Origin of the sequence: Halomonas sp. MS1, from assembly GCF_024182575.1 — a bacterium.
In the GTDB taxonomy this organism is placed as follows: domain Bacteria; phylum Pseudomonadota; class Gammaproteobacteria; order Pseudomonadales; family Halomonadaceae; genus Vreelandella.
Genome location: NZ_CP098926.1, coordinates 1892032 through 1917967, shown reverse-complemented (window position 1 = coordinate 1917967; position 25936 = coordinate 1892032). Strand labels below are relative to the sequence as shown.

Here is a 25936-nt window from a genome sequence, read left to right as displayed (position 1 = left end):
GGCGTGCTTGCAAGCAAACCCAAGTCGCAGCGATTCAGTTGTCGGCAAAAAACGCCTAGCTCAAAAGACAAACACCCCGCCTTTCGCAAGCCGGGGTGCTGTCTTATCGGTTAAAACACGTAACGACTAGCGACGATCAACTCGAGCTAGGAGCTGGCGTCGGGCTAGTAACGGCTGCGTCAGCAGCAGCGCCCAATGCTTCGGTAGAGGCAATCGCTTCCCCCTGTTTTTCCCACAGGGCACGTTCTGCATCGGTTGCCTTGGGCGAGAACAAGCCCATCTGTGCGTAAAGAATACCGATTAAGGGCGATAACCAGCAGGCAAAGGCCAGCGGAATATACAACAGGTTCTCGACGTTACCTTCGCCAATACCTAGCCCTAATACGCTAATGACGAAGGCACCACCTGCGTTCCATGGAATGAGCGGCGACATCAACGTTCCACCTTCCTCAACACCACGCGATAGGTTCAGGGTTGAGTAACCCAGACCACGGTAGGTAGGCGCGTACATACGCCCCGGTAGCGCAACAGATAGGTAGGGGTCGCCTGCCACTAGGTTAGTTGCAAAGGAGGTAGCAATTGCCGATGTTTGAACGCCTTTGAACGAGCGCACCTTGGACATAATGGCCTTGATGATGGTCTCCAGGCAGCCCGTTTTCTCCAACGCACCGCCAAAGGCCAAGGCAATCAGGATCAACGAGATGGTCCACATCATTGACTGAATGCCGCCACGGTTTAACAGGCTGTCCATGGCTTCCACGCCGGTTTCAATGGAGTAACCATAGTTAGCGTAAGTAACGATATCGTGCAGACCTACTCCCTGAACCGCCATGGCGGTTACCGCGCCTGCCATTACACCAGCAAACAGGGAGGGAATCGGCGGCATTTTCTTGATGGCTAGACCAATAACCAGCACCGCTGGCAACAGCAGCCAGATAGAAATAGTAAAGTGTTCGTCTAGTGACGCAGTGATGGCATCAATGCGCTCAAAAGATGCCGCTTGATCATCAATCATGGTGAAGCCCACCACCAGATAGATGGCTAACGCGATCAGCATGGCCGGAAGCGTCGTTGGCATCATGTTTTTGATATGCGAGAACACATCGTTGCCGGTAACCGCCGCCGCCAGGTTGGTGGTGTCGGAAAGCGGTGAGACTTTGTCGCCAAAAAAGGCGCCGGAAACAACCGCACCAGCGGTCCAGTAAATCGGAATTTCAAACCCAGCGCCGATACCAACAAGCGCCAAACCTACCGTACCAACGGTTCCCCAGGAGGTCCCCAAAGAAACGGACACCACCGCACAAATCAGCATCGCCGCGGCAAGGAAGAAAGCCGGAGACAACAGAAGAAGGCCGTAATAGATCAGACTGGGCACGGTACCGCTGGCAATCCAGACGCCAATAATCATGCCCACTAAGATCAACACCGAAACCGAAGGCAAAGACACGTTGATAACGTGAAACGCCCCATCTTCAATCCGCTTCCAGCGGAAGCCAAGTTTGATACCCACTAGTGAGGTTATCGCCAGGCCGATGGCCAGAGGGATATGTGGTGTGAAATCACCAAAATAGAAAATTTGTACCCCGATGGCGATTAGTGTCAGCACAACGGGCACAAGGGCAAGCCCGAGACTGGGTTTTTGACGGACCCTTTTTGGTTTATCTTCCATCTTATAGACCTCGTTATTATTGAGTTTTTAATAGGTTTATCAGCAGCGATGTTTTTCGTTCAGCAGGAGTTTTTGAGATTTATCATCTAAGGCGTTAGCAATAGATATGCTTTCTATGAGGTATACTGCCCTTTCATCTATACCAGCTAATTAAGCACAATGCGTCATCGCACTTTCAACACTTCAACAGCATTGCGATCACATCACTGTTACAAAAGAATACGAGGGTAACGATGACTTAACGTGTCTATTCCTCGGCTTTTCGTGCTGCTTCCAGGGGAAATACACATGGGCCAACAAATAATGCTGCTGAACTAAGTGCGTTAAAGAACTATTCAAATTTATCCATAAAACCTTTAAAAACAGAAAAATAAACTAAAAAGCGCCAGCTTTATAAGCAAAAAGCTGGCGTTAAATTTCAATTAAACAATAAGTTATTCCAATAACAGGGGAGTCAAATTGAGGCGATAGCCCAACCTGTTTGTTAGTTAACTAAGTACTCCAATAGCCTATGGTAAAGTGGAATCCCAAGCATCACGTTAAGAGGAAAAGTAATGCCGAGTGACGCTAGCATCGCAAGCCCAATGTTCGCTTGAGGGATAGCTGCACGCATTGCAGCTGGCGCCGCTATATAGGAGGCACTAGCAGCCAATGCGGCAAGAATCACCACAGAGCCTACTGGCAAACCAACCAGTGTACCTACCAGAATTCCCAGCAGTGACAGCAGCAAGGGCGTGACCAGTGCAAAAGTCACTAAGCGCCAATGATGCCACGGCATTGGGCGCAGCGTTTGCGCGGCGGTTAATCCCATTTCTAGCAGGAACAACGCCAGCACGCCCTTGAAAGCCCCAGTAAACAGTGCGGTGACTTCCTCTCCTTGAAATGGCCCGTATAGCGTGCCGATCACGACCCCACCCGCTAACAGGATAACGCCACGATTGGTTAAAGTTTCATGCCATAACTTGCTGGTGCTCTCTTTAACAGCGGCGCCTTGATAGCGTCTAAACAGGGCAATCGCCACCATAATCGCGGGCAGCTCCATCGCGACCAAGTAGAGCGTTACTTCACTACCCACCGCTAACTGACGTGCTTCTACATACGCCAGAGCGACCGCAAACGTACCCGCACTGACCGAGCCATAGTGAGCAGCAATGCTAGCGCTGTCGGCGGCGGAAAGGCGCACCCAGCGGCGCAACACCGGCATCAGCATCAGCGGTATAAACGCTGACAACAGCGCTACGCCGGTAAGTTCTGGCATCAGCCCCCAATGGATATTGCCATGCAGCGCCATTCCCCCTTTTAAGCCAATGGTGAGCATTAATAGCAGGCTTAAGGTGTCGTAAGTAGCTTTAGGTACCTGAAGATCCGACTTTACTGCTCCGGCGACTAGCCCCAATAAAAAAAACATCACCACAATATCTGGCATCACCACTGCTCCCTAGGGTCAAAAGAGACTGCATTTTGCGAGCGATGACACTAGATAACTAATAATATATTAAAAGAAAATCATAGATAATTATCTATGCAATTATCATCACCCTATCGCGACTCATTAATAAGCAGTGGTGATAGTTAATAGGCAGTGATGGTAGTTAAACTAAGGACATGAAAGAGTCACTAGGCGCGATGCCTGAAAGACCCCGCCCTGAGCAATCAGGGCGGGATGGTAAGAGCCTAACGTAACGTTAAAGGCCAATAGCAGATGAGGTGGAGCGGCGAGGATCGGCGCCACCAAAGAACATTCCATCTTTGATCATGATTGACTGAGCAGCGCCCATGGCTGACTGCTGACTGACCGTGTGGCCACGTTCTTCAAGCAAGTTAAGTGTATCTGGACTAAAGCCTGCCTCAACGCGAATCTCATCAGGCAGCCACTGGTGGTGCATGCGCGGTGCGCTAACCGCTGATTGGATATTCATATCATGATCAATCACGTTCATTAACACCTGTAGCGTTGTGGTGATAATACGTGAACCGCCGGGGCTGCCAGTCACCAGGAAGTTTTTGCCGTCTTGTTTGACGATAGTGGGCGTCATAGACGAAAGCATTCGTTTGCCTGGCTCGACCTTATTGGCTTCGCCTCCAATCAATCCATAGGCATTGGGCACGCCGGGCTTGGCTGAGAAATCATCCATTTCGTTGTTGAGCAAGAAGCCCGCGCCATCCACCACGATGCCAGAACCATAACTGAAGTTGATGGTGTACGTGTTTGAAACTGCCAGACCACCGTCATCTACAATGGAAAAGTGAGTGGTTTCATTGGATTCGTAGTCGTTCGGATTACCAGGCGCAATGTCTGCACTAGGAGTAGCTTGGTCACCAATCTGGCTACGCAGTTCGGCGGCATACTCCTTTGAGGTGATACCGGCCAGAGGCACATCGACAAAGTCAGTATCGCCTAGGAACTCCGAGCGGTCAGCGTAAGCACGCTTCATGGCTTCAGCCATTAGGTGCATGCTTTCAGCAGAGCCAAAGCCAAGTTCACCGATAGGGTATTCTTCGAGAATATTCAGCATCTGCACAATATGAGCACCACCAGAAGAAGGAGGACTCATGGCGTAAATATCGTAGCCGCGATAAGTACCGTGGCTGGGCTCACGGATGATGGGAGCGTAACTAGCCATGTCTTCCATGGTAATCAGCCCATCGTGACGCTCCATCTCGGCAACAATCAGCTCTGCCGTTTCTCCTTCATAAAACTCGCGAGCCCCTTGTTCAGCAATGCGCCTGAGTGTCGCGGCTAGATCAGGTTGCTTGAAAATATCGCCGACCTCGTAGGCGCTACCATCCTCCTTGAAGAACTTGGCCATGCTCGCATCCCAGGGCTCGAAGCGTTCTTTGGCCTCTTGTAACCCTTGAACAAAGCGCGGAGGCACCGCGAAGCCATCTTCAGCAAGACGAATGGCGGGCTCCAACGCTTCAGCAAGACTTAACGTGCCATACTCTTCCAGGGCCAGTGCTAGCCCCGCAACGGTGCCGGGAACGCCCGCGGCCAAGTGAGTAAAGCGGGAACGCTCGGTCACTGCATCGCCATTTTCATCTTGGAACATAGCTTCAAAGGCAGCTGAAGGGGCCATCTCGCGGTAGTCGATGGCAATGACTTCATCGCTTGTTTCATCCGAGATCAGCATAAAACCACCGCCACCGATATTACCGGAACGGGGCTGAGTCACCGCTAGCGCAAAGCCGGCCACTACGGCAGCATCAACGGCGTTGCCTCCTTCAGCAAGCACATCACGGGCAACCTCTGAGGCAAGAAAGTGGCTGGTAGCGACCATGCCATGGCTACTCTCTTGGGGATGAAAGCGCTCACCTTCCAAGATCGCTTGCTGAGAGAATGCCTGTGGAGAGACTAACAACCCGCCGATACATAAACTGGCCGTCAGCGTTTTAAGCGGACGCGAAGTTAAAAAGGGGATCATCATAGGTGGAATTCCTTATAGTTATTAGCTTAAAAATATTTAGAATATAACAGCATGCTTTTCTTCAACGCTATTCAAAGCCATGTTCTTGGCCTTGAGGAGCAACCCAACGTGCGCCACCTTAGTGTAATGTGGTTTAAACTCGTTTGTCTTCACCTGTCCATTAACGGCAAGGAATAGCCTAGCTTTTCGATGATGGCTTGCCAGGTATTCGTTGATAAAGCTGATCTACACCACTACCGAATAATGATGCATTAAGAGACGCCCCAGGAGTTGCGGTTGCTATGAATATTCGCCATCTGACCTTTAGGTTGCTCCAGGTATACGTAACCGTCGTTAGATGTGGCTCCATCAGCGAAGCCGCAAGACAGCTTCACCTTACCCAGCCAACCGTGTCACAGCAGTTGAAACGCCTCAGGGAAGCGGTAGGCAGTCCGTTGTTAGAACAGCATGCCCAGCGACTGACGATGACCGCCACAGGGCAAGCGCTTTATCAGGCAAGTCGGGATGTGTTGGGGCGCTTTGATGACTTTGCGGACCAGCTCAGTGATTTACAGTATGGCAGTAAGGGGCGATTTAGCATTGCCCTCGTGAACACTGCTCAGTACGTCTTACCACGCCTCTTAGGACCTTTTAGTCAGGCGTTCCCAGATGTCGATGTCACCGTTCATATCGGTAATCGTCGACAGGTATTGGCGCGCTTTGAGCGCCAGGAAGACGATCTTTATGTCTTTAGCCACCCGCCCGCGCTTGCTCACGCGGTCGCGTCACGCTTTATGCGCAACCCCTTAGTTGCCATTGCCGCCGCCGACCACTCTCTGGCTCAACAGAAAGCCGTGACGATGGAGCAGCTACTAAGTGAGCGCTTACTGCTACGCGAGCCTGGCTCTGCCACACGCATGTTATTAGACAGCTGGCTGCAAGAACACGGACTGACCATGCAAAAAACATTACAGATGGCCAGTAACGAGGCCATACGAGTAAGCGTGGCAGCCAATATGGGCGTTGCAGTGTTATCTGAACATGTTTTGCCTAATAAGCATCCTGATCTAGTAGTGTTACCCGTTCAGGGGCTACCTATTGAAAGTCACTGGCAATTTATCGTGCGCAATGATCAGCGCCTTCCACAGTCAGCACAACGCTTTCTTCACTACGTTCACGAACACCTGACACAGTGGATTGAACCGCGCTTTGTATGCAATGAACTAGACACCCTGCTGAACGCCTACCCGACGTTTCCCTTGCGTGGATAAGGCTTCGATTAATTGACTTGCAGACGCAACGATTCCCGCTAATGTGTGAAGCCTACGCTTGGAATAACGCCTAAGTGAGCACACTAAGAGATTAGATAGCATGCTGTATGGGATAAGTTTAGCCGTCGGTATCGTACTATTAACGCTGGGGGGCGAAGCTCTCATCCGTGGCGCTGTCGCCGGGGCCAAACGAATGGGAGTCTCTCCACTATTAACAGGCCTCGTCGTCGTTGGTTTTGGCACCTCTTCCCCCGAACTGGTTGTTTCCATTGATGCCGCCATTCGCCAGCAACCAGATATTGCCGTCGGCAATATCGTGGGCAGCAACATAGGCAACATACTGCTGATTCTTGGTCTTTGCGCAGTCATTTGCCCCATGTCAGTACAGCCGCTGGCGCTAAGACGAGACGGTGTGGTGGTCGTCGGCGCTAGCCTGCTATTTGTTGCTCTGGCCTGGAGTGGCGCCCTCGGCCGCTGGGATGCGGTCATATTATTAGCCGCGTTGACGGCTTATCTCATTTGGGCATATCGCACTGAACGCGCTCAACCACTTCCCGCAGCTGAAATGCATAGCGCAGAAGCAGACGAACTCACTGCAATTCCAAGCTCAACAACCATGATAGTTATGGCGCTTATTGTGGGGCTTGCGATGTTGATAGGTGGCTCGCAGCTGTTACTTTATGGTGCCATTGGCTTAGCCCAAGCCATGGGTATTTCCGAAGCAGTTATTGGCTTAACGATTGTTGCGGTAGGTACCTCGTTACCCGAAATGGCGGTATCGGTGATTGCGGCTCTTCGCCGCCACGCAGATGTGGCTGTCGGAAATATTTTGGGCAGCAACATTTTCAACCTTCTAGGCATCTTAGGTATATCAGCTTTTCTACAGCCCCTGCCTATTGCCGAGCGAGTAAGTCAGTTTGACCAATGGGTGATGCTCGGAGCAGCAGGCATATTGCTACTATTTCTTTACACAGGCATGCGGCTATCTCGCTGGGAAGGAGCCGCGCTACTGGGCGGCTATGTAGCCTACCTTACGCTAAGTTTTACAATCGTCTGAGGAATTAGCTGTGCAGATTGCCACCCTCGGCCCTAGCGGCAACAATCATGAATTAATTGCTCTGCGCTATTTAGCGAAGCATGGTCAGCCATCCACGAATCTTCAGCTTTTCGAACAGTTTGAAGAGGCGTTTGAAGCGCTGGTTGAGGGGCGAGTAAGCCATCTGCTCCAGTGCACTGCTCACTTTGCCCACAGCGATTGCGTGGGCCGCTATATGCACCGCGCCTATCCGGTTGATGTCTTTATTGCCGGCAGCAAGCCTTTAGCGTTAGTTGCTCAGCGTAGTATTGCCACTCCTCGTCATGTGGCTATTCAACCAGCTACCCGCCATTACACGGATTTAAGCAGCTTTGGCGATATTATCGAGGCACCCACGACGGTTGCCGTGGCTGAAGGCTTGCTAGCGGGTACTTTTGAGGCCGGGATTTGCGCTGAAGAGGTCATAAATCAAGCGCCTGAGCAACTGAAGCTGGTGCAGTCACTGGGGCCTGCACTAGATACCTGGGTGGTGTATGCCACCACCCAATTACCGGCCACGTCGCCGTTGTTTTTAAACCATGTACCATTAAACGAGAAAGATAACAGCGGCACCCGCCACCACGAGCATTACGCGAAGCCAAATGGCTTTACGGGCGATGACACCAAACGAAATAGCCGTTAAACCAGCGGCTATTTTTAAACCATCGAGCAAAGCGCCCGCTGGATTAAAAGCAAGCTGAATAACGTCAGGGTTCGCGACCATCGCTAATGGAATGATGTACAGCCCTATCCCCAAAGCCATGGCCTTAAGCGCTACTTTCAGCCAGTTTTCGCCTACCATCCCCGCCGCGATAAATACTCCCCCACAGACAGGTGGCGTAATCGTCGAAAGCAGCGCATACCAAAACACAAACAAGTGCGCCAACAACGGCTCTAATCCGAGTGATATCAGCGCTGGCCCCGCCACCGACACACAAATCACATAGGCTGCTGTTGTCGGCACCTCCATGCCCAAAATCAGGCAGGCCAGTGCGGTTAACAACAGCGCAGGCCATAGCAGGTCATTTGAGAGCGATAAGATACCCGACGTGATCTTTACACCAAGGCCTGTTAACGAGAGCACACCAATCACCAGAGAGGCACACAAAATAATCGCACCAATGGTGGCAACTTGCCGCCCTGCGGTCACCACTGCATCCGCTAAGCGATTTGCAAACCCAGTGATTGAGAAACGCAGCGTAACATCGACCAATAGCAGCGCTGCACCGGCAAATATCGCAATACTAGCGGCATATTGAGGTGTGTATCCGCCGTTAAAAATACGCTCTAACAGCAGTACAAATGGCACCGCAAAAAAGAGTGATGTGATGAGTACTTCTTTGGCGGCTGGCTGCTCGCTGGCATCAATCGGCTGCAAGTCATGACGCGTTGCGTAGGCATTAATGCCCATCCATACCGTCAGAAAATAGAGCACCGCCGGTAGCGTTGCTGCTGCCATGATTTGTGTGTAGGGCGTGCCGGTTAGCTCGACCATGACAAAGGCTCCCGCCCCCATCAGCGGTGGCATTATTTGCCCGCCTGAAGACGCCACCGCTTCTACTGCGCCCGCAAACGAACGCGGGTAGCGCAAACGTACCATAGAGGGAATCGTAATCGCCCCAGTAGAGGCAACGTTCGCCGAGGCTGAGCCTGAAATGGACCCCATCAGCGCCGACGAGATCACCGACACTTTAGCCGCACCACCGGTTAAGCGCCCAGCAACGGCACTCGCTAAATTCATGAAACCTTGGCCAGCTTCGCCAGCATTAAGCACCGCACCAAAGATCACAAAGATAGCCACGACACCCACGCTAACCCCCGTCAGCGAGCCCCATAGCCCCCCTTCTGCAATCGTCAATGAGCCCACCATGCTTTGCAGCGGCAAACCAGGGTGGCCAAATGCCCCCGGCACATACTGCCCGAAAGCGCCGTAAAGCAGTGCCAATAGCGCAACCAATGGCAGCGGCCAACCGATCGCACGCCTGGCGGCCTCCAGAGCCAGTACAATTAAGAAAAGACCAATCGCCATCTGCAGATGGGTATCAATAAAGCCATACTGATTCGCCAGTGAGGCTTCATTAAGCGCGATGTAGGCACAAGCGGCTACCCCCAATAGCGTCAGCCCCCAGCCACTAATGCGCTGAAAAGAGGTTTTAGCCATATAAATCAACACCCAAGGCAGCAGTAGCGCCATATGCAATGGCCTGCTCACCAGGGCGGGCGTTAAACCGTAAAAAATCAGTCCTAAATGAAACCCAACGCTAATGACACCTAACGCAATCCAACCAGGGGACGCCACCGCATTAGGTGTGGCGTTATCAGCCGTCTGAGACGAAAAAAGAGCATGCATGCCGAGTTGCCTATCCCTATAAAACGACGCAACGGCCTACAGACCGTTGCGTATTATCAGTGCCAAAAAACGCTGCTAAGGCAGCCTTTATCGAAGAGCGTCAGGCACATCGACTCCCGCTTCTTCATAATAACGCAGTGCACCGGGGTGCAGCGTACCGGTCATATTACTCAGCATGTCGGGCGAGATACTGCTCCACCAAGCCGTTTCTTCAGCCATGGCATCGCGACGCTCCCAGAAGGTTTTTGTCAGGGCATACGCGGTATCGTCATCCATTTGTGTGGTCGTGTAAGCGATGACCGGCAGTGACGTGGTTTGCACATCCTCGTCCACGCCAGGGTACGTGCCACCAGGAATCGTCTGACGAGCAGCACCTGTTTGCGCTATCTGCTCATCACTAAAGCTAACCAGAGTGATTGGCATGCTGGCAGCCGTTTCAATAACATTCGGGGTTGGGAAGGAGCTGGCCGTCACAAAGGCATCAATCTGACCATTTTTTAACGCATCTGGCCCACTTCCAATAGAAGCGTCAGCAACACGTACTTTCTCTTCCAGCCCAAACAGCTCTAGATACCGAGCAGCTTCCCGAGCGCCAAAAGTACCTCGGCCGATTAAGATGTGCTTATCTTCAAGCGCCGCCATATCGGTCACACCGCCATCGCCTGCGATCACAAAATGCATGGTGATAGAGGGAATAGGAAATAGGCCACGAATTTCTTGGAAACGAGGATGCTGACGCTCGGCAAAAGCCCCTTCCCCAGCCATAGCCTGTTCAACTAAGGCTGGCGGCGTAGTGAAGACATAGTTACCTTGCCGAGCCATCACCTCCATCACGTTCTGAACCGAGCCCTGGCTCTCTTCTAGGGTCAGGATAATGGCATCGTCAGTGCCTTGGCGCACTGCCTCAGAGAGTTCAACACCCATCTGGTAATAGGCGGTTCCCGCCGATGCTGATTTATAGGTAACCCGTGTTTCTGCTTGTGCTGTCATTGTCGCAGCGGCAAGGGCAAGCGTGGCAGCCGAGACGCCTAACGTGCGATAAAGGGAGCGAATTGAGTGGTGCATATGAGTTCCTTAACGTGTCCAACGGCCAGCTGTGTGGCCTCGTTTTTATTGACTGAATGCGATGACAAAGGCTAAATTCCAAGCCTTTAGACGCGGCATAATGATCAACCATACCAACGCAGCCATCAATATGGTCGCGCATGCTGCTCAATTTTATTACCGCCTGAAGATCGACCCACAAGCCGCAAATATACCTACAAAGCGACGGAGACCAACAAATATCGTAAATCTATTATGTTTATCTGATTTATGATTAAACTCTTTACATTTATTTGGCCATTTTACTATTAGCTAAACGGATAATTTCCAAAAAAAAGACGTAATAACTTGCTTATCAAAGCATTTCATTCGGTTTAATTACGTATTGCAATGCAATATAACTTGTTAAACTAACGCCGCTTATTCCCCCTACCTTTTAACCAATATAAGGATAAATACGCCATGCCGACGTTACATAATGACCCAGGCCAGCTCCGAGTTTCTCGTTGCTGGCCTTTTTTGTTAGCAGCCTTATTATTATGCATGAGTCCTTCCGCTTTTGCAGTGACTGGAGATATCGACTTAACCTCCTCAACCGTCGGATTTTTTGCCGTAGCGATCTTCGTGCTTGCCTATGCCTTAGTAATGGCAGAAGAAAAGATCCACATGCGTAAGTCTAAACCGGTACTGGTTGCTGCCGGTATTATTTGGGGACTCATTGGCTGGGTGTACGTCCAAAACGGCATGTCCGATACGTCAGAGCATGCGTTTCGTGTGACACTTTTGGAGTTCACCGAGCTAATGCTGTTCCTGTTGGTAGCCATGACGTATATCAACGCCATGGAGGAGCGCCGTGTATTTGACGCCCTTCGCTCGTGGATGCTGCGCAAAGGCTTTAGCTACCGCCAGCTATTCTGGCTAACGGGCGGCCTTGCCTTTGTACTCTCTCCCATTGCCGATAACTTAACTACAGCGCTACTAATGTGTGCCGTTATCACCAAGGTTGCTGAAGGAGATAAACGCTTCATTAATCTCGCCTGTATCAACGTTGTGGTAGCCGCCAATGCCGGTGGTGCCTTTAGCCCCTTCGGCGATATCACCACGCTGATGGTCTGGCAAGCCGGTATTATCCAGTTCCAGGAATTTTTCATCCTCTTCCTGCCTGCCTTGGTAAACTTCCTGATTCCTGCGGTCATCATGAGTATATTTATTAAGGATCAGAAGCCCAGCAGCGTTTATGAAGATGTATGGCTCAAACGCGGTGCACGGCGAATTATTGCGCTGTTTTTGATCACTATTGCCACTGCTGTGCTGTGCCATACGCTGCTGCACTTGCCGCCTGTACTCGGCATGATGACGGGTCTTGGCTACCTACAGTTTTTCGGCTATTACCTACGTCGCAGCCTGCCTCGCTCACTGGAACGCAAGCGTGAACGCTACAGCCGCCAAGGCGATAATAAAAAGCTTGAGCAGTTGGGTGGCGTGGTGCCGTTTGATGTTTTCAATCGTGTCGCCCGCGCCGAGTGGGACACTCTGCTGTTCTTCTACGGGGTGGTTATGTGCGTAGGCGGCCTTGGCTTTATGGGCTACCTTGGCCTGCTTTCCGAAGCGCTTTACACCGGTTGGAACGCCACCTGGGCCAATATTATCTTGGGGGTTGTGTCAGCAGTAGTCGATAACATTCCGGTAATGTTCGCCGTACTGACCATGGAGCCTGAAATGTCCCACGGGCATTGGCTACTGATTACGTTGACGGCCGGTGTAGGGGGCAGCTTGCTCTCAATTGGCTCGGCCGCAGGGGTTGCCGTGATGGGGCAAGCGCGTGGCGCTTATACCTTTATGGGCCACCTACGCTGGGCACCGGCTATTTTTCTAGGCTACGTCGCCAGTATCATTGTGCATATGTGGCTTAACGCCAATAGCTTCACCGTCTTTGGTTAACGAACGGTTGACACCAGTTCAAGCCCGCGTCACGCGCTAACAAGTGCTGCGCGGGCTTTTTAGTACGCCTCAAATAAATACTCAATTGGCGTCGGGCGGCCAAATAAATAGCCCTGATAGCGGTAACAGCCATGTCCTTTAAGCCAATCAAACTGCTCTTTTTTCTCGACGCCTTCAGCCACTACGGTTAAACCGAGACTGACCGCTAAAAGAATCGTGGTATCCACAATCGCCGCATCGGTTTTGTCCGTTAATAATTCGCGAATAAACGACTGATCGATCTTTAGCTCGTCCAACGGTAAGCGTTTCAGGTAGCTCAGCGACGAGTAGCCCGTGCCAAAATCATCCAGCGCGAAGCGAATACCTTGGGAACGAAGCTTTAACATGGTGCTACGTACTCGCGTGGGTTCGCTCATCAATAGGCTCTCAGTCACTTCCAGCACCAAACGACTCGGCGGTGCCTGGGTTAGTGCTAACAAGCTTTCTACATCGCGTACGAACCCAGGCTGCTGGAACTGCACCGAACTCACGTTAACTGAGATAGTGAGTGCCTCATAAGCAGGCTGCTGCGCCCATTTTGCTAATTGTTCACAGGCTAATTTCAGCACCCAGTGCCCAATAGGTAGAATCAGCCCGGTTTCTTCCGCAAGGGGAATAAAGGTGGCTGGCGATACCCAGCCACGCTGAGGGTGGTACCAGCGTAGTAAGGCCTCAACGCCAGTAGTGACGCCTTGATGGTTGACCTGCACTTGGTAATGTAGCGACAGCTCGTTGCGCTCTAAGGCTTGATGCAGATCCCCCTCAAGCCTAGCCCTCTCCAGCACACTGGTTTGCATCTCCATATTAAAAAAGCGCAACGAATTACCGCCAGCTGCTTTGGCTTGTTGTAGCGCCATGTCTGCTTGTTGTAAAACACTGTTCACACTCAACCCCAAACACTTAAACAGTGAAATACCAATGCTGGCGGTAATCGGCAGTGCCCGGTCGTTACGCAGCTTAGCAACCGCTTCTAAGAGCTGCCTTGCAAGGCGTTCAGCATTGTGCGTTGCTTTACCTTGCTGTTCACCTAATGTATTTAACAGTACGACAAACTCATCGCTACTAAAGCGGGCAACGGTTGCCTCCTGGGGCAAATGTATTTGCAAACTTTCGGCGACATTAATCAATAATTGATCGCCACTCTCGTGGCCCTGAATGTCATTCACCAATCTAAAATTATCTAAATCAACAATAAAGATTGCGCTGAAGTTTGTTGTGCAATTATTTTGATCCGTGGCATCGGCTAACAATTCCATGAGATGCCGACGATTCGGAAGGCCAGTCAATGCATCATAAAACGCCAAATGGTGGGTTTTAGATTGCATTTCCAGATACTCAGTTAACTCCGTAGAAATACCACATAAGCAAGGCGCTTCACCTGGCGCCGTAGTTAATGGCATCTTAATCGATAGAAAAGTGCGTACATGCTCCTCACCCTGCAGCATATTATGCTCTTCAATCGTGACTTTCTTCCCTGAATCTAAAATATTTCGATCAACTTTCTTTATGGCCTTGGCACTTTCGGCATTAAAAAAATCATCATCATACTTCCCAACAATATCTTCTATTGGCCGCTTAAAAAGCTCACTCATTCGACGATTAACGTAACGATACTTTAGCGAGGAAGACTTAATATAGATATATGCATCGACACTATCTAAAATAGTCGCCAATAGCACTTCATGAGTATTTAGCTGTTCTCGGCTAAGTTTCATACGGCGTTTAAGTAGCACATTGCCTAAAAGCGCTAAAATAAGCAGTAAAATAAGTAAGCTAGTCCCCCACCATACCCACGTGGGAATCAATTGGGATGGCCCCGTCATAGCTCGCCATGCACCTAACGTTTCATAATAAACGGAGCCTTTATCCTGTTTCCATCGACGTAGAACATCATCAATACGACTAAGTATCTCATCAGGAAGTTGTGGGGATGCGGCATAGAACAGCCTCGCTGGCTGAAAAATAACAGGCGTATCACTCAACCCATAATCGTGAGCCCGCCAGTCGCCAAATAGATGATTGGCAGCCACAAGGTCTGCCTCACCATTCGCAACTGCCTGAAACCCTCTAGCGAAACTACTCACGGGCAGCCAAGTGACGTTGATATCAAAACGCTCGGTTACCGCCGCCAAATAGCGTTGCTGAACGGACCCTGACACCACGGCCACACGCTGCTGCTCAAGATCAAAAATAGCGCCGATCTTAGCCCCTTCGCGCTGGTAAAGCTGTGACCAACTATGCATCACCGGCTCTTCATGAAACGCGATACGCTGAGCACGCTCTTCACTCCAGGCAACATCAGGTAGTAAGTCAATGTTTCCTTGCTCTAACAGGGTAAGACAGTGTTGAAAGTCACATTGAAGACTTTCCAGCTGCCACTGCTCTTCTCTGGCAATCGCCTGTAAAAGGTCGCCTAGTACGCCTCGAGGGCGACCTTCATCATCAGCGAAGAGTTTTGGCGGATTGTGGTACACACCAACAGTCAGTGTCTCAGCCGATACGGGAGTTGTTACTAAACATCCACCTAGCAGTAATGCCCCTGACATAACGTGGGCTAGAACGCACAACGCACCCTTTTGAGTAGAAGGTAAGCGAGGTCCGAAGCAGCCCAACGTCTGGAACATAGATAAACCTACCCACCAGGCATAATAAGAGGGCCCGCGCGCTCAACAACCCGTTGCCAGGCAGGGTCATTTTCAATGCGTGCCACAAACGCTGCGATAGCCGGATACCTTGCCAACGATTGTGTCGCGGCAACGGCCTGTAGCGGAAAACTCATTTGTATATCGGCCCCACTCGGCCAGTCACCCGCAAAATTACTTCGTTTGTGTAGGTGCGATTCAATAATGGTTAGATGTTGTTTAAGTTGGGGCTGGATAAATCGCTGCTGCACCGTTGAGCTAATTCCTTTTGCTAGCGGCTTAATCAGCCACGGAGACTGCTTAGGTAGCTGGCTAAAGACCAGCCCCATCACTAACAGCGGCATTAACGAGCCTTCTGCATAATGAAGCCAGTAGCGATAATTTACCCACTCATTACGGTTTTCTTCAAGGTGTTGATCTTTAGTATTACTATAGCTATTGACGAGATAATCAATAATTGCCCCTGATTCTGCTACGGTCAGCTCACCGTCGGTGATAACTGGCGACTTACCCAGCGGATGGATTTTTTTAAGTGATTCCGGGGCTAGCTGAGTTTTAGGATCTCGCTGATAAACCTCAATATCATAATCAAGGCCAAGTGTTTCCAGAAGCCATAAAATACGGTGGGAGCGGGATTTTTCGAGATGGTGAACGCGGATCATAACGACTCCATGGGGCGACTTGGTGCGCTAGCATTGCACCAATGTCAGTTATCCTTTTGCTGCAAGCGTATTTAGCTTAGCACTATTGCGGCGTTGAACCCCATGAAGCTTAACAATTATTTATCTTATTAAAGAAACCCGAAGAGCATGACTTAAGGCACTATCAGATTAAAATCAAGCCCATGTTTTAACTCATTTTTAATAATATGGACATGCACTCACCCACTCTGTACTACGTTCTATGTCCATGACGCCAACGTGACAATATATCTAATGGCGACCATTTCCCTTCCAACCAAGGGGCAAGTAGGCGCGTTGAAAGTGGAATAAATAAAAACACCATGACAGGCGTCAACATCATCGTACTGACCAGAACACGGGGCACCATGGGCCAGTCCGCTAAAACACTGCCAAATACCCAGTTAAACAACAGTGAAATGGGAAAAAAAGCCAACCATACAGCGATGGCTTGTTTCCAGCGCGGAGGCGTCGTGCCCGAGCTAGACTGAAACCAAGCATCTAGACCGGTGGCACGGTGCTCATGCGGAGCGTCATACAACCCCTTACCTCGCTGTAGCCATGCATTGCGTGAAGCCGAGTGCTCCCAGGCTGTTAACGTGTCACTGCTACTAAAGCGGAAAATGATTTGATATTCGTCATCGCTATTGGGTGGTGCCAAGACACCGGATCCCAGATAACCGGGAAAGTCAGCCGCTAAGTCGCGGCCTTCGTTTAACCAACGGTTAAAATCGTGATAACGGCCGCTCGCCACTCGACGGGCTACCATTAGCGTAACAGGTGAGGCAGACATGATATATCTCCTAATGTGGTCACAGCGAATTGCCGGGTAGGCAAGCTGTTGGCCTTCAGGTGGGTAACCCCAAAAGCAGTACTCGCATTATACAGGCAATGATGATGCCATGTGATGACAAGCAGTGGTGATAAGGTGATAACTAGTGGCCTGGTAGTGGCTGACGACGTTCGCCACGCTGAAAAGACCTAACGTGTAAGTAAATATCAATGGCGCTGCGAATTGCATCGGCCTCTAGAGCATCAGGTACCACGATAGGCCCTTTCACCTCCCCTCCTGAGCGCAAAACCCTATCCACATCAGCACGATAGCGTTCCAAAAGGTGTTCTATGTTGATACGCATACGATGCACTTCTAGCGAGAAAGCATGTCTTTGTTCGTTACGCTTAACGACATCCAATGGATTTTCTGCCACTTCGATTAGGCTCTCCAGGGTATTGAGCACTAATTTTTCGGCTCTATTTAGATTGGGTATAACGGCATAAATGAGTTCATGAAGCGTTAGATTTGCATCGCTATGGTGCATATGCCAAGTCAACTCTTTGAGAGAGGCTGAATGTTGATAAAACGACTCTGGTCAGAAAATTCCAATCGATAAACGCCATGAACGCCCTCTTGTCCTACTACGCGGCGCAGCGCTTCCGCAGGAAAAATGACCCAGCGGCCATCAACGCTGCGCGCTCGCACGTTCGAGTAGCGTCCTTCGTAATGCGCCAGGCACTCACTTTTTGACAGATGGATAACAACATCGATGATGGGCATGCGAATGATTAACCAAACAATAGCTAAGCGGTCGTTTTAGGCACGACAATGACGTGCTGCGATTTCTACATAGATGCTCTATGCTAACGCAAACAGCCTATCCTTCGGTAATTGCTTATGGATCTTTCTACCCTAACCCCCTCTGTTTCTTCATATGCGTTACCGCAGCCTAAGGTAAGCAGTACACAGGCTAATCGGATGGCGTCGGAAGAACAGAAGTCTCACGCCTCAGAGATTGCACAAGCCAGTGAAGAGACGGACTCATCCGCCAATCGCGAAACGACCGGCCCTACGCGCCCCGACGGTACGCCGCTAGCACCGGAAGAGATCCAGCTTTTAGAACAGCTTAAGCAAACTGACCGGGAAGTTCGCCAGCATGAAATGGCCCACCAGACGGTAGGCGGCCCCTACACCGGCGGTGCCAGCTATGAGTACGAAGTTGGGCCCGACGGCAAACGCTATGCAGTGGCAGGCGAAGTTCCTATTGACTATGGCCCCGTGCCAGGTAACCCCACGGCGACTATTGAAAAGATGCAAACGGTCATCGCGGCAGCGTTGGCGCCGGCAGAACCTTCTTCTAAAGATATACAGGTGGCCGCTCAGGCAAGACAGTATTTATTGGAAGCCAAACTGGAAGCCGCTCGCGAGCAGAGCGAAATGAATGCTGCGCGAAGTGCTGGGGAGGCTACTACAGATACAGAAGAAGTGACCACAACATCTGATGAGCAGGCAGCCTGATCCGTTGGCTTTCCTACATTGGGTTGCAATTACATTGCAATTACTCAGCCTATTAATGTTGCTTAGGGTGCTGGTGAAGCAGCCCCTAAAAAGCGCTGATTCCAGTAATCGATATCCAGTGGCACGCTGACCACGGCTCGACCGCTGCCAGGTGCGTGGATCATCTGCCGGTTCCCGCCATAAATGCCTACGTGTGTGGCTTTGGCGCCATCTCCAAAGAACAGTAAATCACCTGGACGTGGCGCATCAACCGACGGCAGCGAGCGGAACTGATCGTTAGCAGTGCGGGGCACGCGGATGCCCGCAGCGCGATAAGTCATTTCCACAAGCCCCGAACAATCCAGCCCCTCCGGTGTATTGCCGCCAAAGCGATACGGTGTGCCAATCGCTTGCTGGGCATGAGAGAGAATCAGCGCGCGCTCCATCGAAATACCCGCTTGATCATTTGAGGCGGGAGCAGTCGTGATCTCTTTGCTGGCACACCCTGCTAATAGCAGCAGCGTGAATAGCGTTAACAGTGGGGACAGACGGATAAATGGCATACATCGCTCCGGCTCAGCACGTTAGCAATGCTTATATCATGGCCTATGCGCAGCTTACCCGCTACTGATTCGTAGGTTGTTATTACTAACACACGGTGACTAACGCCCTATCCACTCAACAAAGGTGGTTTCGCCCAGCGCATGCCGCTCGTGGCGCAGGCGGCTCATTGCAGCATAGGGCAAGTCCATCACTAAGCCGTTACCAAGCGGCTGCCCCAGCACTTGGCGCAGCAGCGCATTGCAGACAAACAGATGTGCAACTACCAACACGTGCTTACCGGGCGGATTAGCCAACAGCCGCTGCCAGGATTCACTAACCCGAGCATCCAGCGCCGCCAACGTTTCTCCTTCTGGGGGCGCGGATAGACAGGGATTAAACCAAAATTCGCTCATCGGCTCGCTGCCCTCATCGGCAAATACCTGGGCATGCGTTTTGCCTTCCCAGCGTCCCAGGTGAAGTTCAGCCAAGTCATCATCAACTTGTACAGGCACATCAAACTCCTCGCCCAGCCACAGCGCAAATTCGCGGCAACGCATCAGTGGCGAACTAATAATCGCATCGTAAGGTGGCCTGCCGTCCACCGTGTGGCGCATAACGGCATCACTCACTTGCTTCCAGCCCTTTTCATTCAGCGGGTGGTCGGTACTGCCACGTAACATGCGCCCGCCGACTGGCTCCCCATGGCGCATAATATCGATGGTGGTGATGTCTGCATTAGGAAAGCGCATGATTTCTGTTCCTCGACAGGCTGACTAGATGATTGCGTGACGCACACGGGCAAAGCCCCTCTCGGACACCAGCACCATGGCAAAAATCATCACATAGATAACGCTAACTGGATTCCAGGCGAGGCTGTTAATTGAGGCATTGAGCTACAAGCCAATACCATCATTGCCGGTAATGCTAATCACTGACGAGTCACGTAGATTGATTGCCAGTCGATACGTTGAAAGGCCAATTAAGCACGGCATCACCTGAGCGGGTTATTTAGCAATGCCGCTATGGTGGTGTCCAACCATGACAGCGAAGAGACACTAAAATGACAAACGCATGACCCCTCAGTGACAGTTCAGTGAGTAAAGCTACCTACTCCACGTCGGCACCACACAGCACCCTCGGCGCTCTACGAATAAACTGTTACCCACTATTTTTTTTGCTTGGTGCTTTAACTCGGAAAGTTGGGCGGCAATGTCTAGTGCCTTGCAGCGAGAGGTATCAGTGACCGGCTTAACAGCAATAGAAACACTGACAAAAGGAATAAACGTCACCGCACCCTGGCGGTTTTCTATATGGACTCCCCCTTGCTGACGGTCTACATCTTCATAAAACCCGGGCGCCATCACTTCAAAAGAGTGCAATATTTGCTGGCAAACGCCCTCCCACTGCGCTAAGGGAAGCAGCATCATAAAGTCATCACCACCAATATGACCGATAAACCCGCCAGCGCTTTCTACCTGCGCCTGAAGCAGACGTGACAAGGAAATAATCACGTGATCGCCACGGGCATAGCCATAAGCATCGTTAAAGGCTTTGAAATTATCTAAATCAACGTAGGCGGCCGCAAACCCTTCGCGCTGATCGAGATAAGTGACCAGCGTTTCGTTTATCAGAATATTACCCGGCAACCCGGTAAGCGGGTTGGCATGACGGGCCTGACGCACCTGAATGGCGGTAATTTCGCGCAACAGATCCACAATAGTCCCCATTCCCAGATAGCAACCGCGACTATCCACAATCACGAAATCTTCCTGCTCGATATCGCGGCTATCGGTTAGCTGCTGGCTAAGCGCCTCAAGAGACAAGTCTGCGTCGGCCACTAACATTTTTGGGTCTGCAATCTCTAACACCCGACGCTTTGCATACAACGCGTGGCTATAGGGGTTGGTAAATAGCGTTAAAAACGCATTGCGACGCACCACGGCTATTGGCACGCCATCTTCTACCACCGCCACGCAGCGTAGGGTTGTAACATCACGAAATCGTTCGGCAAGCTCTGGCACAGAGCACGCCGGCGACACAGCACTTATCGAACGTAAAATAGAGTGGGCGGTGCGCCCCGCCGGGCCTTTTAGCTGTGTCGTGGCAGGCAACAGCATATCTAGCTGCAAGGGCGGATGAAGGCTTGGTCGTGCAAAGTAAAATCCCTGAAGCAACGCCAATCCTCGGTCTAATTCCCATAGACAAAGGTGCTCAGCGGCAGTCTCAACTCCCTCAGCAATTAGTTGGCAGTCTAAGCTGCGCGCTACATCGAGAATCGAGCGTAAGAACTCACGCTTGGCCGGCTCTTGATCAATGCCAGAAATAAAGTGGCGGTCTAGTTTGACGAAATCAGGACGTAGTTCAGACCAATGGCGCAAACTGGAATGGCCAGCGCCTAAGTCATCCAACGCTACTTGAAAGCCCATGTCGCGATAGTGAGCCACTGCTTGACGCATCAGCTCGTAATCATGAATAGGCACATGCTCAGTCAGCTCGATAACTACCCGCTCTGGGGGCAGGCCGCTCTCTTGGATGAAACTCAGCGTTAAGCCTTCACGGAAGTCACGCTCAACAATCGTCAGCGGCATCACGTTCAGAAACAGCAATCCAGGCAGTTCAAGTTCTGCAAAACGCTGAATCGCTAACCGTCGACACAGCAAATCCAGCTCGACTAATAACCCTGCTTGAGTCGCCACCTCAAACAGGCGTAATGGCGAGTGTAGCGGCGATGTTTTCGGGCCACGAATAAGCGCTTCATAGCCATAAATAGCCTGTTGATTGGCATTCACAATGGGCTGAAACAACACATGCAGCTCTTCTGCTGCGATAATCTGGTTCAACCACTGTGCTTCTTGTGCGGTCATATACCTGCTGCCCTATCAAACGTCGCCTGTTCCTTTGAGTGTTATAGCTCCAGCTGATTTTAAAGCGCCATCAGGAAAGCATTCGGACAGCAATCGTGCGACATTTCCATGTCGTTTGTATGACACTAAGGCCAACAGCCGCGGGCTAAGAGCGCGGGAGTTCTGACGGTGGAAACACCACATCACCGCCATCGACGTCTAACTGGCGAATATCCGTTGGGTGGCCCTGTTCATCCAGGCTTACCAGCCCAATCCCACTGGCATTCCATAGCCGCTCTCCAGCGCTGGCCCGGTCTGGGTCGCGGGGGTGAATACTCAGCTTGCGGCGCTTGGTGAACCAGTTGAGCGGTGAAAACGGCGCATAGAGCCAACGGTTCAAGCGGTCAAACGTGTTCAACAGCTGTTGTGGAAACGTATTTTTGATCCCGCTGGAGGTAATTTGCCAAAGATGCGGTGCCTGCTTTTGCCGACGTACAACAATGTCGTAGGCAAATGAGTAGTGGACGTCGCCAGATAAAATCACGTAGTTACCCGGCGTTTTTGAGTGCCGCCAAATATGCAGTAGCACATTGGCCGCCCCGCGATGCGCCATCCAGTTTTCAGCGTCCACCACCAACGGCTTGCCCGCCAAGGTAAACAGCTTTTGAATGATCTCTATCAGCTTGACCCCAAACATCGGAGCTGGGGAGACGATAACGGCGCTTTTAGTCCCCAGTAACGCTTGCTGCATTTCCATCAGCGCTTCCCAGTCCATTAAACCCGAAGGACGGTTGGGCTTTCTTTCGCTGCGCCAACGGCGGGTGCGCGTATCCAGCACGATAAGAGCAGGCGTGCCAGGCACCTGGTACTCCCAACCCTGAAAGCGCAGCAACCGCTCGATGAAATTATCCTGGGCGTTCGCGTTAAGCGAGCCTGCCTCTTCAAATAGTGTCGCGGCTTGAAGCAACAGCGGATTAAGCTTATCCGGTGCATTGCCCCATCCCTGACACAATAAATAAGCCACTAACGCATTGCCGATAATACGCTTTGAAAACGGATGGCCGTAGGCACAGCGCTCCCAGTCAGCGGTCAAGTTCCAGTCATCGGTGACATCGTGATCATCAAAGATCATCAGGCTGGGAACGTGGGCCATTAGCCGCGCGCACCGGGGCAGCCCCGCCACAAAGTCGTCAATCGCCACCTGCTCTTGCTGATAGGCATCCGTTTCTTTGTCACCCAACGCTGGCGGTTTAACGGCAATGAGCTGCCAGGGTGTTGGGGACCATACCAGGCAGTACATGGCGAGCATTTCTGCCAGTGTCACTAAGTGGTTTTGCGCATTTGCGGAGGTAAACACGGGCTTTTTAACGCCACCAAAGAAACGCTCACGCAGCGCAGCGTTACTGGTCACATCCGGCAACAGCGCTTCACGGTGATAATAGCTTTCGGGGGCGGCGTACAGCGCTTGGCTGTCATCTACCGTGGCGCCTTCCAACTGTTCATCTACCAATCCCAAACGCTCAATCAGTGCGTGTACGGCGCGCAGCATCGGGCCAGCAACATCATCAACATAGACCTGGTCACCGGTCATCAGCAGCCAGGCTGGCCACTCTTCAGGGGTTGATTGGCGTTCGGCTAACCAGGTATCTGCCCGTACCAAGCCATCGGCGCTGTTGTGATGGGGTTTACGGCACGAACCGTGCATCAACCGGTGATGCCGAGAGGCCAGCACAAAGCCTGGATACGCTTCGCCCTCATGACATAACCAGGGCGCCCAATCCGGCAGGCGTTGCCAGTTACCTTGGGTATCCTGTACCTGCAGATCGTAGGCAATCCGCTCATCGGTGGGCAGTGCGGTCGGCAAGCTCAGGTCAATAAAATGAATATAGGCGTGCTGGCCAATCGCCACGCATTGATGCGACTTATCCAATGGGTGCGCCTGGACACCCACTTGTTCAGGGTAAAGCACCAGTTGCATGGTTAGCGGGCGCGAAGCAACTAGCCACAGCACTAGCCGCGAAGGCGAAAGGCGACGCAGCAGTGGCCCCACCAGTACGTCCGGCAATGTCTTGGCGATTTGCGTCATGTCATTGTCTCTTGGTTAGGTCATGCATAGTAACTACCGAGCAACCACAGGTAACTCAATAACCACCTCTAATCCACCCGCCTGAGCACGTTGCAGGTGCATTTGCCCTTGATACAGCGCGACAAGATCCGTCACGATGGCCAGCCCCAGTCCACTACCAGAACGTTGTTCATCAAGACGTTTCCCGCGCTGCACAGCAGCTTGGCACTCCTGCGCGGACATACCTGGGCCATCATCGCTCACTCGTAGCGACAGCCGTTGGCCATCGGTTTGCAGACTAATGCTCACCTCGCTGGTCGCCCAGCGAAGTGCGTTGTCCAACAGGTTACCGACGATTTCCTGAAGATCCTGCCCATCCATATGGACGCGCGCGCTGCTGTCTATGTGTTGCTGCAGGCGAATATGACGGCGCTGCGCCAGACGTGTAAGCCCAGTAATCAGCGCCGCCAACGTATCCTGTACGGCAATTGGGGCGAAACGCGCCCCCTCACCAGCAGCCGATGCCCGCGCTAAGTGGTGACGCACCGCATTGTCGATGCGTGAAAGCTCAACCTCCCAATGAGCGCGGCTTTCACTGGGCAATTGCTTAACCAGTAATCGCATAACGCTTAGCGGGGTTTTTAGCGCATGGGCAAGGTTGCCCGCGGTATGGCGGCTTCGCTCAATCAAACGCTGGTCACGAATAAGTACGGCATTCATTGACTCCGCTAGCATCGCCAGCTCATCCGGCAGGTGGGTGTCGAGCTGCTCAGCCTGCCCTTGCTCGACGTCCCGGAGATTGGCATTCATGCGTCGCAGAGGTGCCAACCCCCAGCGCACCTGCAGCGCCAGTACACCTAACAGCAGCGCACCCAGGCCCACCAGCCCCAGCCATAAAGCTTGTTGAAACTGTCGAATATCTTCTTGCAACGCGTCATCACGGGCGGCAATGCTAACATGCAGCGGGGTTTCCAACGGGGCAAGGTAAATATCTCGCTCGACAATGCGCAACTGTTGGCCTCGCGGGCCGCTCCATGTGCGAGCCGATAGGTTTGTATTATCGACAACCGGTAGGCGCTGATCCCACAGCGAGCGCGACGTTGCCGAAAGCTGGTCATGGTCGGTAATTTGCCAATACCAGCCGGAATAAACCTGTTCAAAACGCGGGTCGCCCAGCGATCGATCGTAACTTATCTGCTGGGCAATCGGGTCAAAGGTAACCCCCGCAATGATCACGTTCAGCGTTGTCTCCAAGCGTTCATCAAAGGCATGAATTGCTGACGTACGATAATGATGGGTGAGCAGCCAACCCGCCATTGGCAACGCTAACAACACCATTAACAGTGCCGCCAGTAGAAGACGCAACGTAATCGAACGGGTCGACCAACGCTGAACCCAACGGGTAATAGCTGGTTTCATGCGCCGGAAGGCTCTTCAGCGAGTAAGCGATACCCCTGACCACGCAGAGTGGCAATCCGCCATGCGCCTAATTTACGCCGCAACCGGCTCACTTGAACATCAATCACGTTGGAGTCGGGCTCATGATCACGGTCATAAACATGTTCAGAGAGCTCGCTGCGGCTAACCACGCGCGGAGCGGCATGCATTAAGTAGCTAAGTAGGCGCGTTTCCTGGGCGGTTATGCTAACCGGCCTGCCCGCCAGCGTGACATGCTGGGTATGGGTATCCAGGCGTAACTCACCCACTTTTAACACGGGATGGGCATGGCCATGACTACGACGCACCAGGGCACGCAGCCGAAACATGACCTCGGCAGGTTCGAAGGGTTTCGTCACATAGTCATCGGCCCCTGCGGTAAAGCCCGCCGCTTTATCAGCCCAGCGCTCGCGCGCCGTTAAAATCAATACTGGCAGGTCAATACCGTCTTCACGCCACGCAGAGAGCCAGCGTGTGCCTTCACCATCGGGTAGCCCCACATCAAGGATGACCGTGTCATAGGCTTCCGTGCGCACTAGAAAATCGGCTTCCTGGCCATTTTCCGCATGCTCTACCAGCCAATCACCCTCCCGTAGCGCTTGAATAAGCTCACGGGCGAGCGCCTGGTCGTCCTCTACCAGTAAACACTTCATGAATAGCT

The 25936-nt window shown here is 51.9% G+C and carries 21 protein-coding genes; 5 read left to right on the top strand and 16 right to left on the bottom strand.

Translation table 11 applies throughout. The features are described 5' to 3' along the window. Positions 1 to 136: 136 nt before the first annotated feature. From nhaC to ggt, 3 genes are all read right to left on the bottom strand, one after another. Positions 137 to 1669 carry a Na+/H+ antiporter NhaC gene (gene nhaC, locus NF683_RS08665; RefSeq protein ID WP_089039934.1) on the bottom strand — a complete coding sequence of 511 codons (1533 nt, stop codon included), beginning with the start codon at positions 1667 to 1669 and terminating at the stop codon, positions 137 to 139. A gap of 484 nt (positions 1670 to 2153) precedes the next feature. After that, entirely contained in the window at positions 2154 to 3095 is a 942-nt protein-coding gene (locus NF683_RS08660; protein ID WP_089039935.1) for a sodium-dependent bicarbonate transport family permease, read from the bottom strand. Between the two features lie 259 nt (positions 3096 to 3354). Beyond that, entirely contained in the window at positions 3355 to 5094 is a 1740-nt protein-coding gene (ggt, locus tag NF683_RS08655; protein WP_089039936.1) for a gamma-glutamyltransferase, read from the bottom strand. Positions 5095 to 5375: 281 nt separating this feature from the next. Between ggt and NF683_RS08650 the strand changes: the two genes are divergently transcribed. The 3 genes from NF683_RS08650 (at position 5376) to NF683_RS08640 (ending at position 8062) form a co-directional block, all read left to right on the top strand. Next, positions 5376 to 6344: a LysR family transcriptional regulator gene (locus tag NF683_RS08650; RefSeq protein WP_089039937.1), complete on the top strand. Its 969-nt coding sequence runs from the start codon at positions 5376 to 5378 to the stop codon at positions 6342 to 6344. A 100-nt stretch (positions 6345 to 6444) separates the two neighbouring features. Then, the gene (locus NF683_RS08645; RefSeq protein ID WP_253921755.1) at positions 6445 to 7401 is read left to right on the top strand and encodes a calcium/sodium antiporter; all 957 of its coding nucleotides are present in this window, start codon (positions 6445 to 6447) and stop codon (positions 7399 to 7401) included. Between the two features lie 10 nt (positions 7402 to 7411). Next, complete coding sequence (locus NF683_RS08640) at positions 7412 to 8062, top strand: hypothetical protein (protein WP_253921754.1); 651 nt, start codon at positions 7412 to 7414, stop codon at positions 8060 to 8062. Here NF683_RS08640 and NF683_RS08635 read toward each other — a convergent pair. Next, positions 7967 to 9769 (bottom strand): TRAP transporter permease, encoded by a 1803-nt coding sequence (locus NF683_RS08635; protein ID WP_253921753.1) that lies wholly within the window; start codon positions 9767 to 9769, stop codon positions 7967 to 7969. The genes NF683_RS08640 and NF683_RS08635 overlap by 96 nt on opposite strands. Positions 9770 to 9856: 87 nt before the next feature. Beyond that, entirely contained in the window at positions 9857 to 10834 is a 978-nt protein-coding gene (locus NF683_RS08630; protein ID WP_253921752.1) for a TAXI family TRAP transporter solute-binding subunit, read from the bottom strand. Between the two features lie 441 nt (positions 10835 to 11275). On the opposite strand from NF683_RS08630, the gene nhaD reads away from it, so the two are divergent. Beyond that, entirely contained in the window at positions 11276 to 12754 is a 1479-nt protein-coding gene (gene nhaD / locus NF683_RS08625) for a sodium:proton antiporter NhaD (protein WP_253921751.1), read from the top strand. A gap of 59 nt (positions 12755 to 12813) precedes the next feature. On the opposite strand, the gene NF683_RS08620 is transcribed toward nhaD, so the two are convergent. The 5 genes from NF683_RS08620 to NF683_RS08600 form a co-directional block, all read right to left on the bottom strand. Further along, complete coding sequence (locus tag NF683_RS08620; RefSeq protein ID WP_253921893.1) at positions 12814 to 15339, bottom strand: EAL domain-containing protein; 2526 nt, start codon at positions 15337 to 15339, stop codon at positions 12814 to 12816. Positions 15340 to 15425: 86 nt separating this feature from the next. Then, entirely contained in the window at positions 15426 to 16097 is a 672-nt protein-coding gene (locus NF683_RS08615; RefSeq protein WP_253921750.1) for a glutathione S-transferase, read from the bottom strand. 232 nt (positions 16098 to 16329) lie between these two features. Continuing rightward, positions 16330 to 16908, bottom strand: coding sequence for an antibiotic biosynthesis monooxygenase (locus NF683_RS08610; protein ID WP_089039944.1), 579 nt, complete (start codon positions 16906 to 16908; stop codon positions 16330 to 16332). A gap of 142 nt (positions 16909 to 17050) precedes the next feature. Further along, positions 17051 to 17434 (bottom strand): hypothetical protein, encoded by a 384-nt coding sequence (locus tag NF683_RS08605; RefSeq protein ID WP_253921749.1) that lies wholly within the window; start codon positions 17432 to 17434, stop codon positions 17051 to 17053. Between the two features lie 8 nt (positions 17435 to 17442). Continuing rightward, positions 17443 to 17670 carry a DUF2835 family protein gene (locus NF683_RS08600; RefSeq protein WP_089039946.1) on the bottom strand — a complete coding sequence of 76 codons (228 nt, stop codon included), beginning with the start codon at positions 17668 to 17670 and terminating at the stop codon, positions 17443 to 17445. A gap of 117 nt (positions 17671 to 17787) precedes the next feature. Here NF683_RS08600 and NF683_RS08595 point away from each other — a divergent pair, with 117 nt between their 5' ends. After that, complete coding sequence (locus NF683_RS08595) at positions 17788 to 18408, top strand: putative metalloprotease CJM1_0395 family protein (protein ID WP_253921748.1); 621 nt, start codon at positions 17788 to 17790, stop codon at positions 18406 to 18408. Between the two features lie 62 nt (positions 18409 to 18470). Here NF683_RS08595 and NF683_RS08590 read toward each other — a convergent pair whose 3' ends face one another. The 6 genes from NF683_RS08590 to NF683_RS08565 all read right to left on the bottom strand — a co-directional run bounded on the left by NF683_RS08590 (position 18471) and on the right by NF683_RS08565 (position 25928). Continuing rightward, positions 18471 to 18950, bottom strand: coding sequence for a C40 family peptidase (locus NF683_RS08590; protein ID WP_193061121.1), 480 nt, complete (start codon positions 18948 to 18950; stop codon positions 18471 to 18473). A 99-nt stretch (positions 18951 to 19049) separates the two neighbouring features. After that, on the bottom strand, positions 19050 to 19679 hold the full coding sequence (locus NF683_RS08585) for a histidine phosphatase family protein (RefSeq protein WP_253921747.1): 630 nt from the start codon (positions 19677 to 19679) through the stop codon (positions 19050 to 19052). Between the two features lie 354 nt (positions 19680 to 20033). Then, a complete protein-coding gene (locus tag NF683_RS08580; RefSeq protein WP_253921746.1) occupies positions 20034 to 21794 on the bottom strand; it encodes a bifunctional diguanylate cyclase/phosphodiesterase in 1761 nt (586 codons plus the stop codon). Positions 21795 to 21939: 145 nt separating this feature from the next. After that, on the bottom strand, positions 21940 to 23859 hold the full coding sequence (locus NF683_RS08575; RefSeq protein ID WP_253921745.1) for an alkaline phosphatase D family protein: 1920 nt from the start codon (positions 23857 to 23859) through the stop codon (positions 21940 to 21942). Between the two features lie 33 nt (positions 23860 to 23892). Continuing rightward, positions 23893 to 25257: a sensor histidine kinase gene (locus NF683_RS08570; RefSeq protein WP_253921744.1), complete on the bottom strand. Its 1365-nt coding sequence runs from the start codon at positions 25255 to 25257 to the stop codon at positions 23893 to 23895. Then, positions 25254 to 25928, bottom strand: coding sequence for a winged helix-turn-helix domain-containing protein (locus NF683_RS08565; RefSeq protein WP_038480583.1), 675 nt, complete (start codon positions 25926 to 25928; stop codon positions 25254 to 25256). Before NF683_RS08565 ends, NF683_RS08570 begins: the two co-directional genes overlap by 4 nt. Positions 25929 to 25936: the final 8 nt, after the last annotated feature.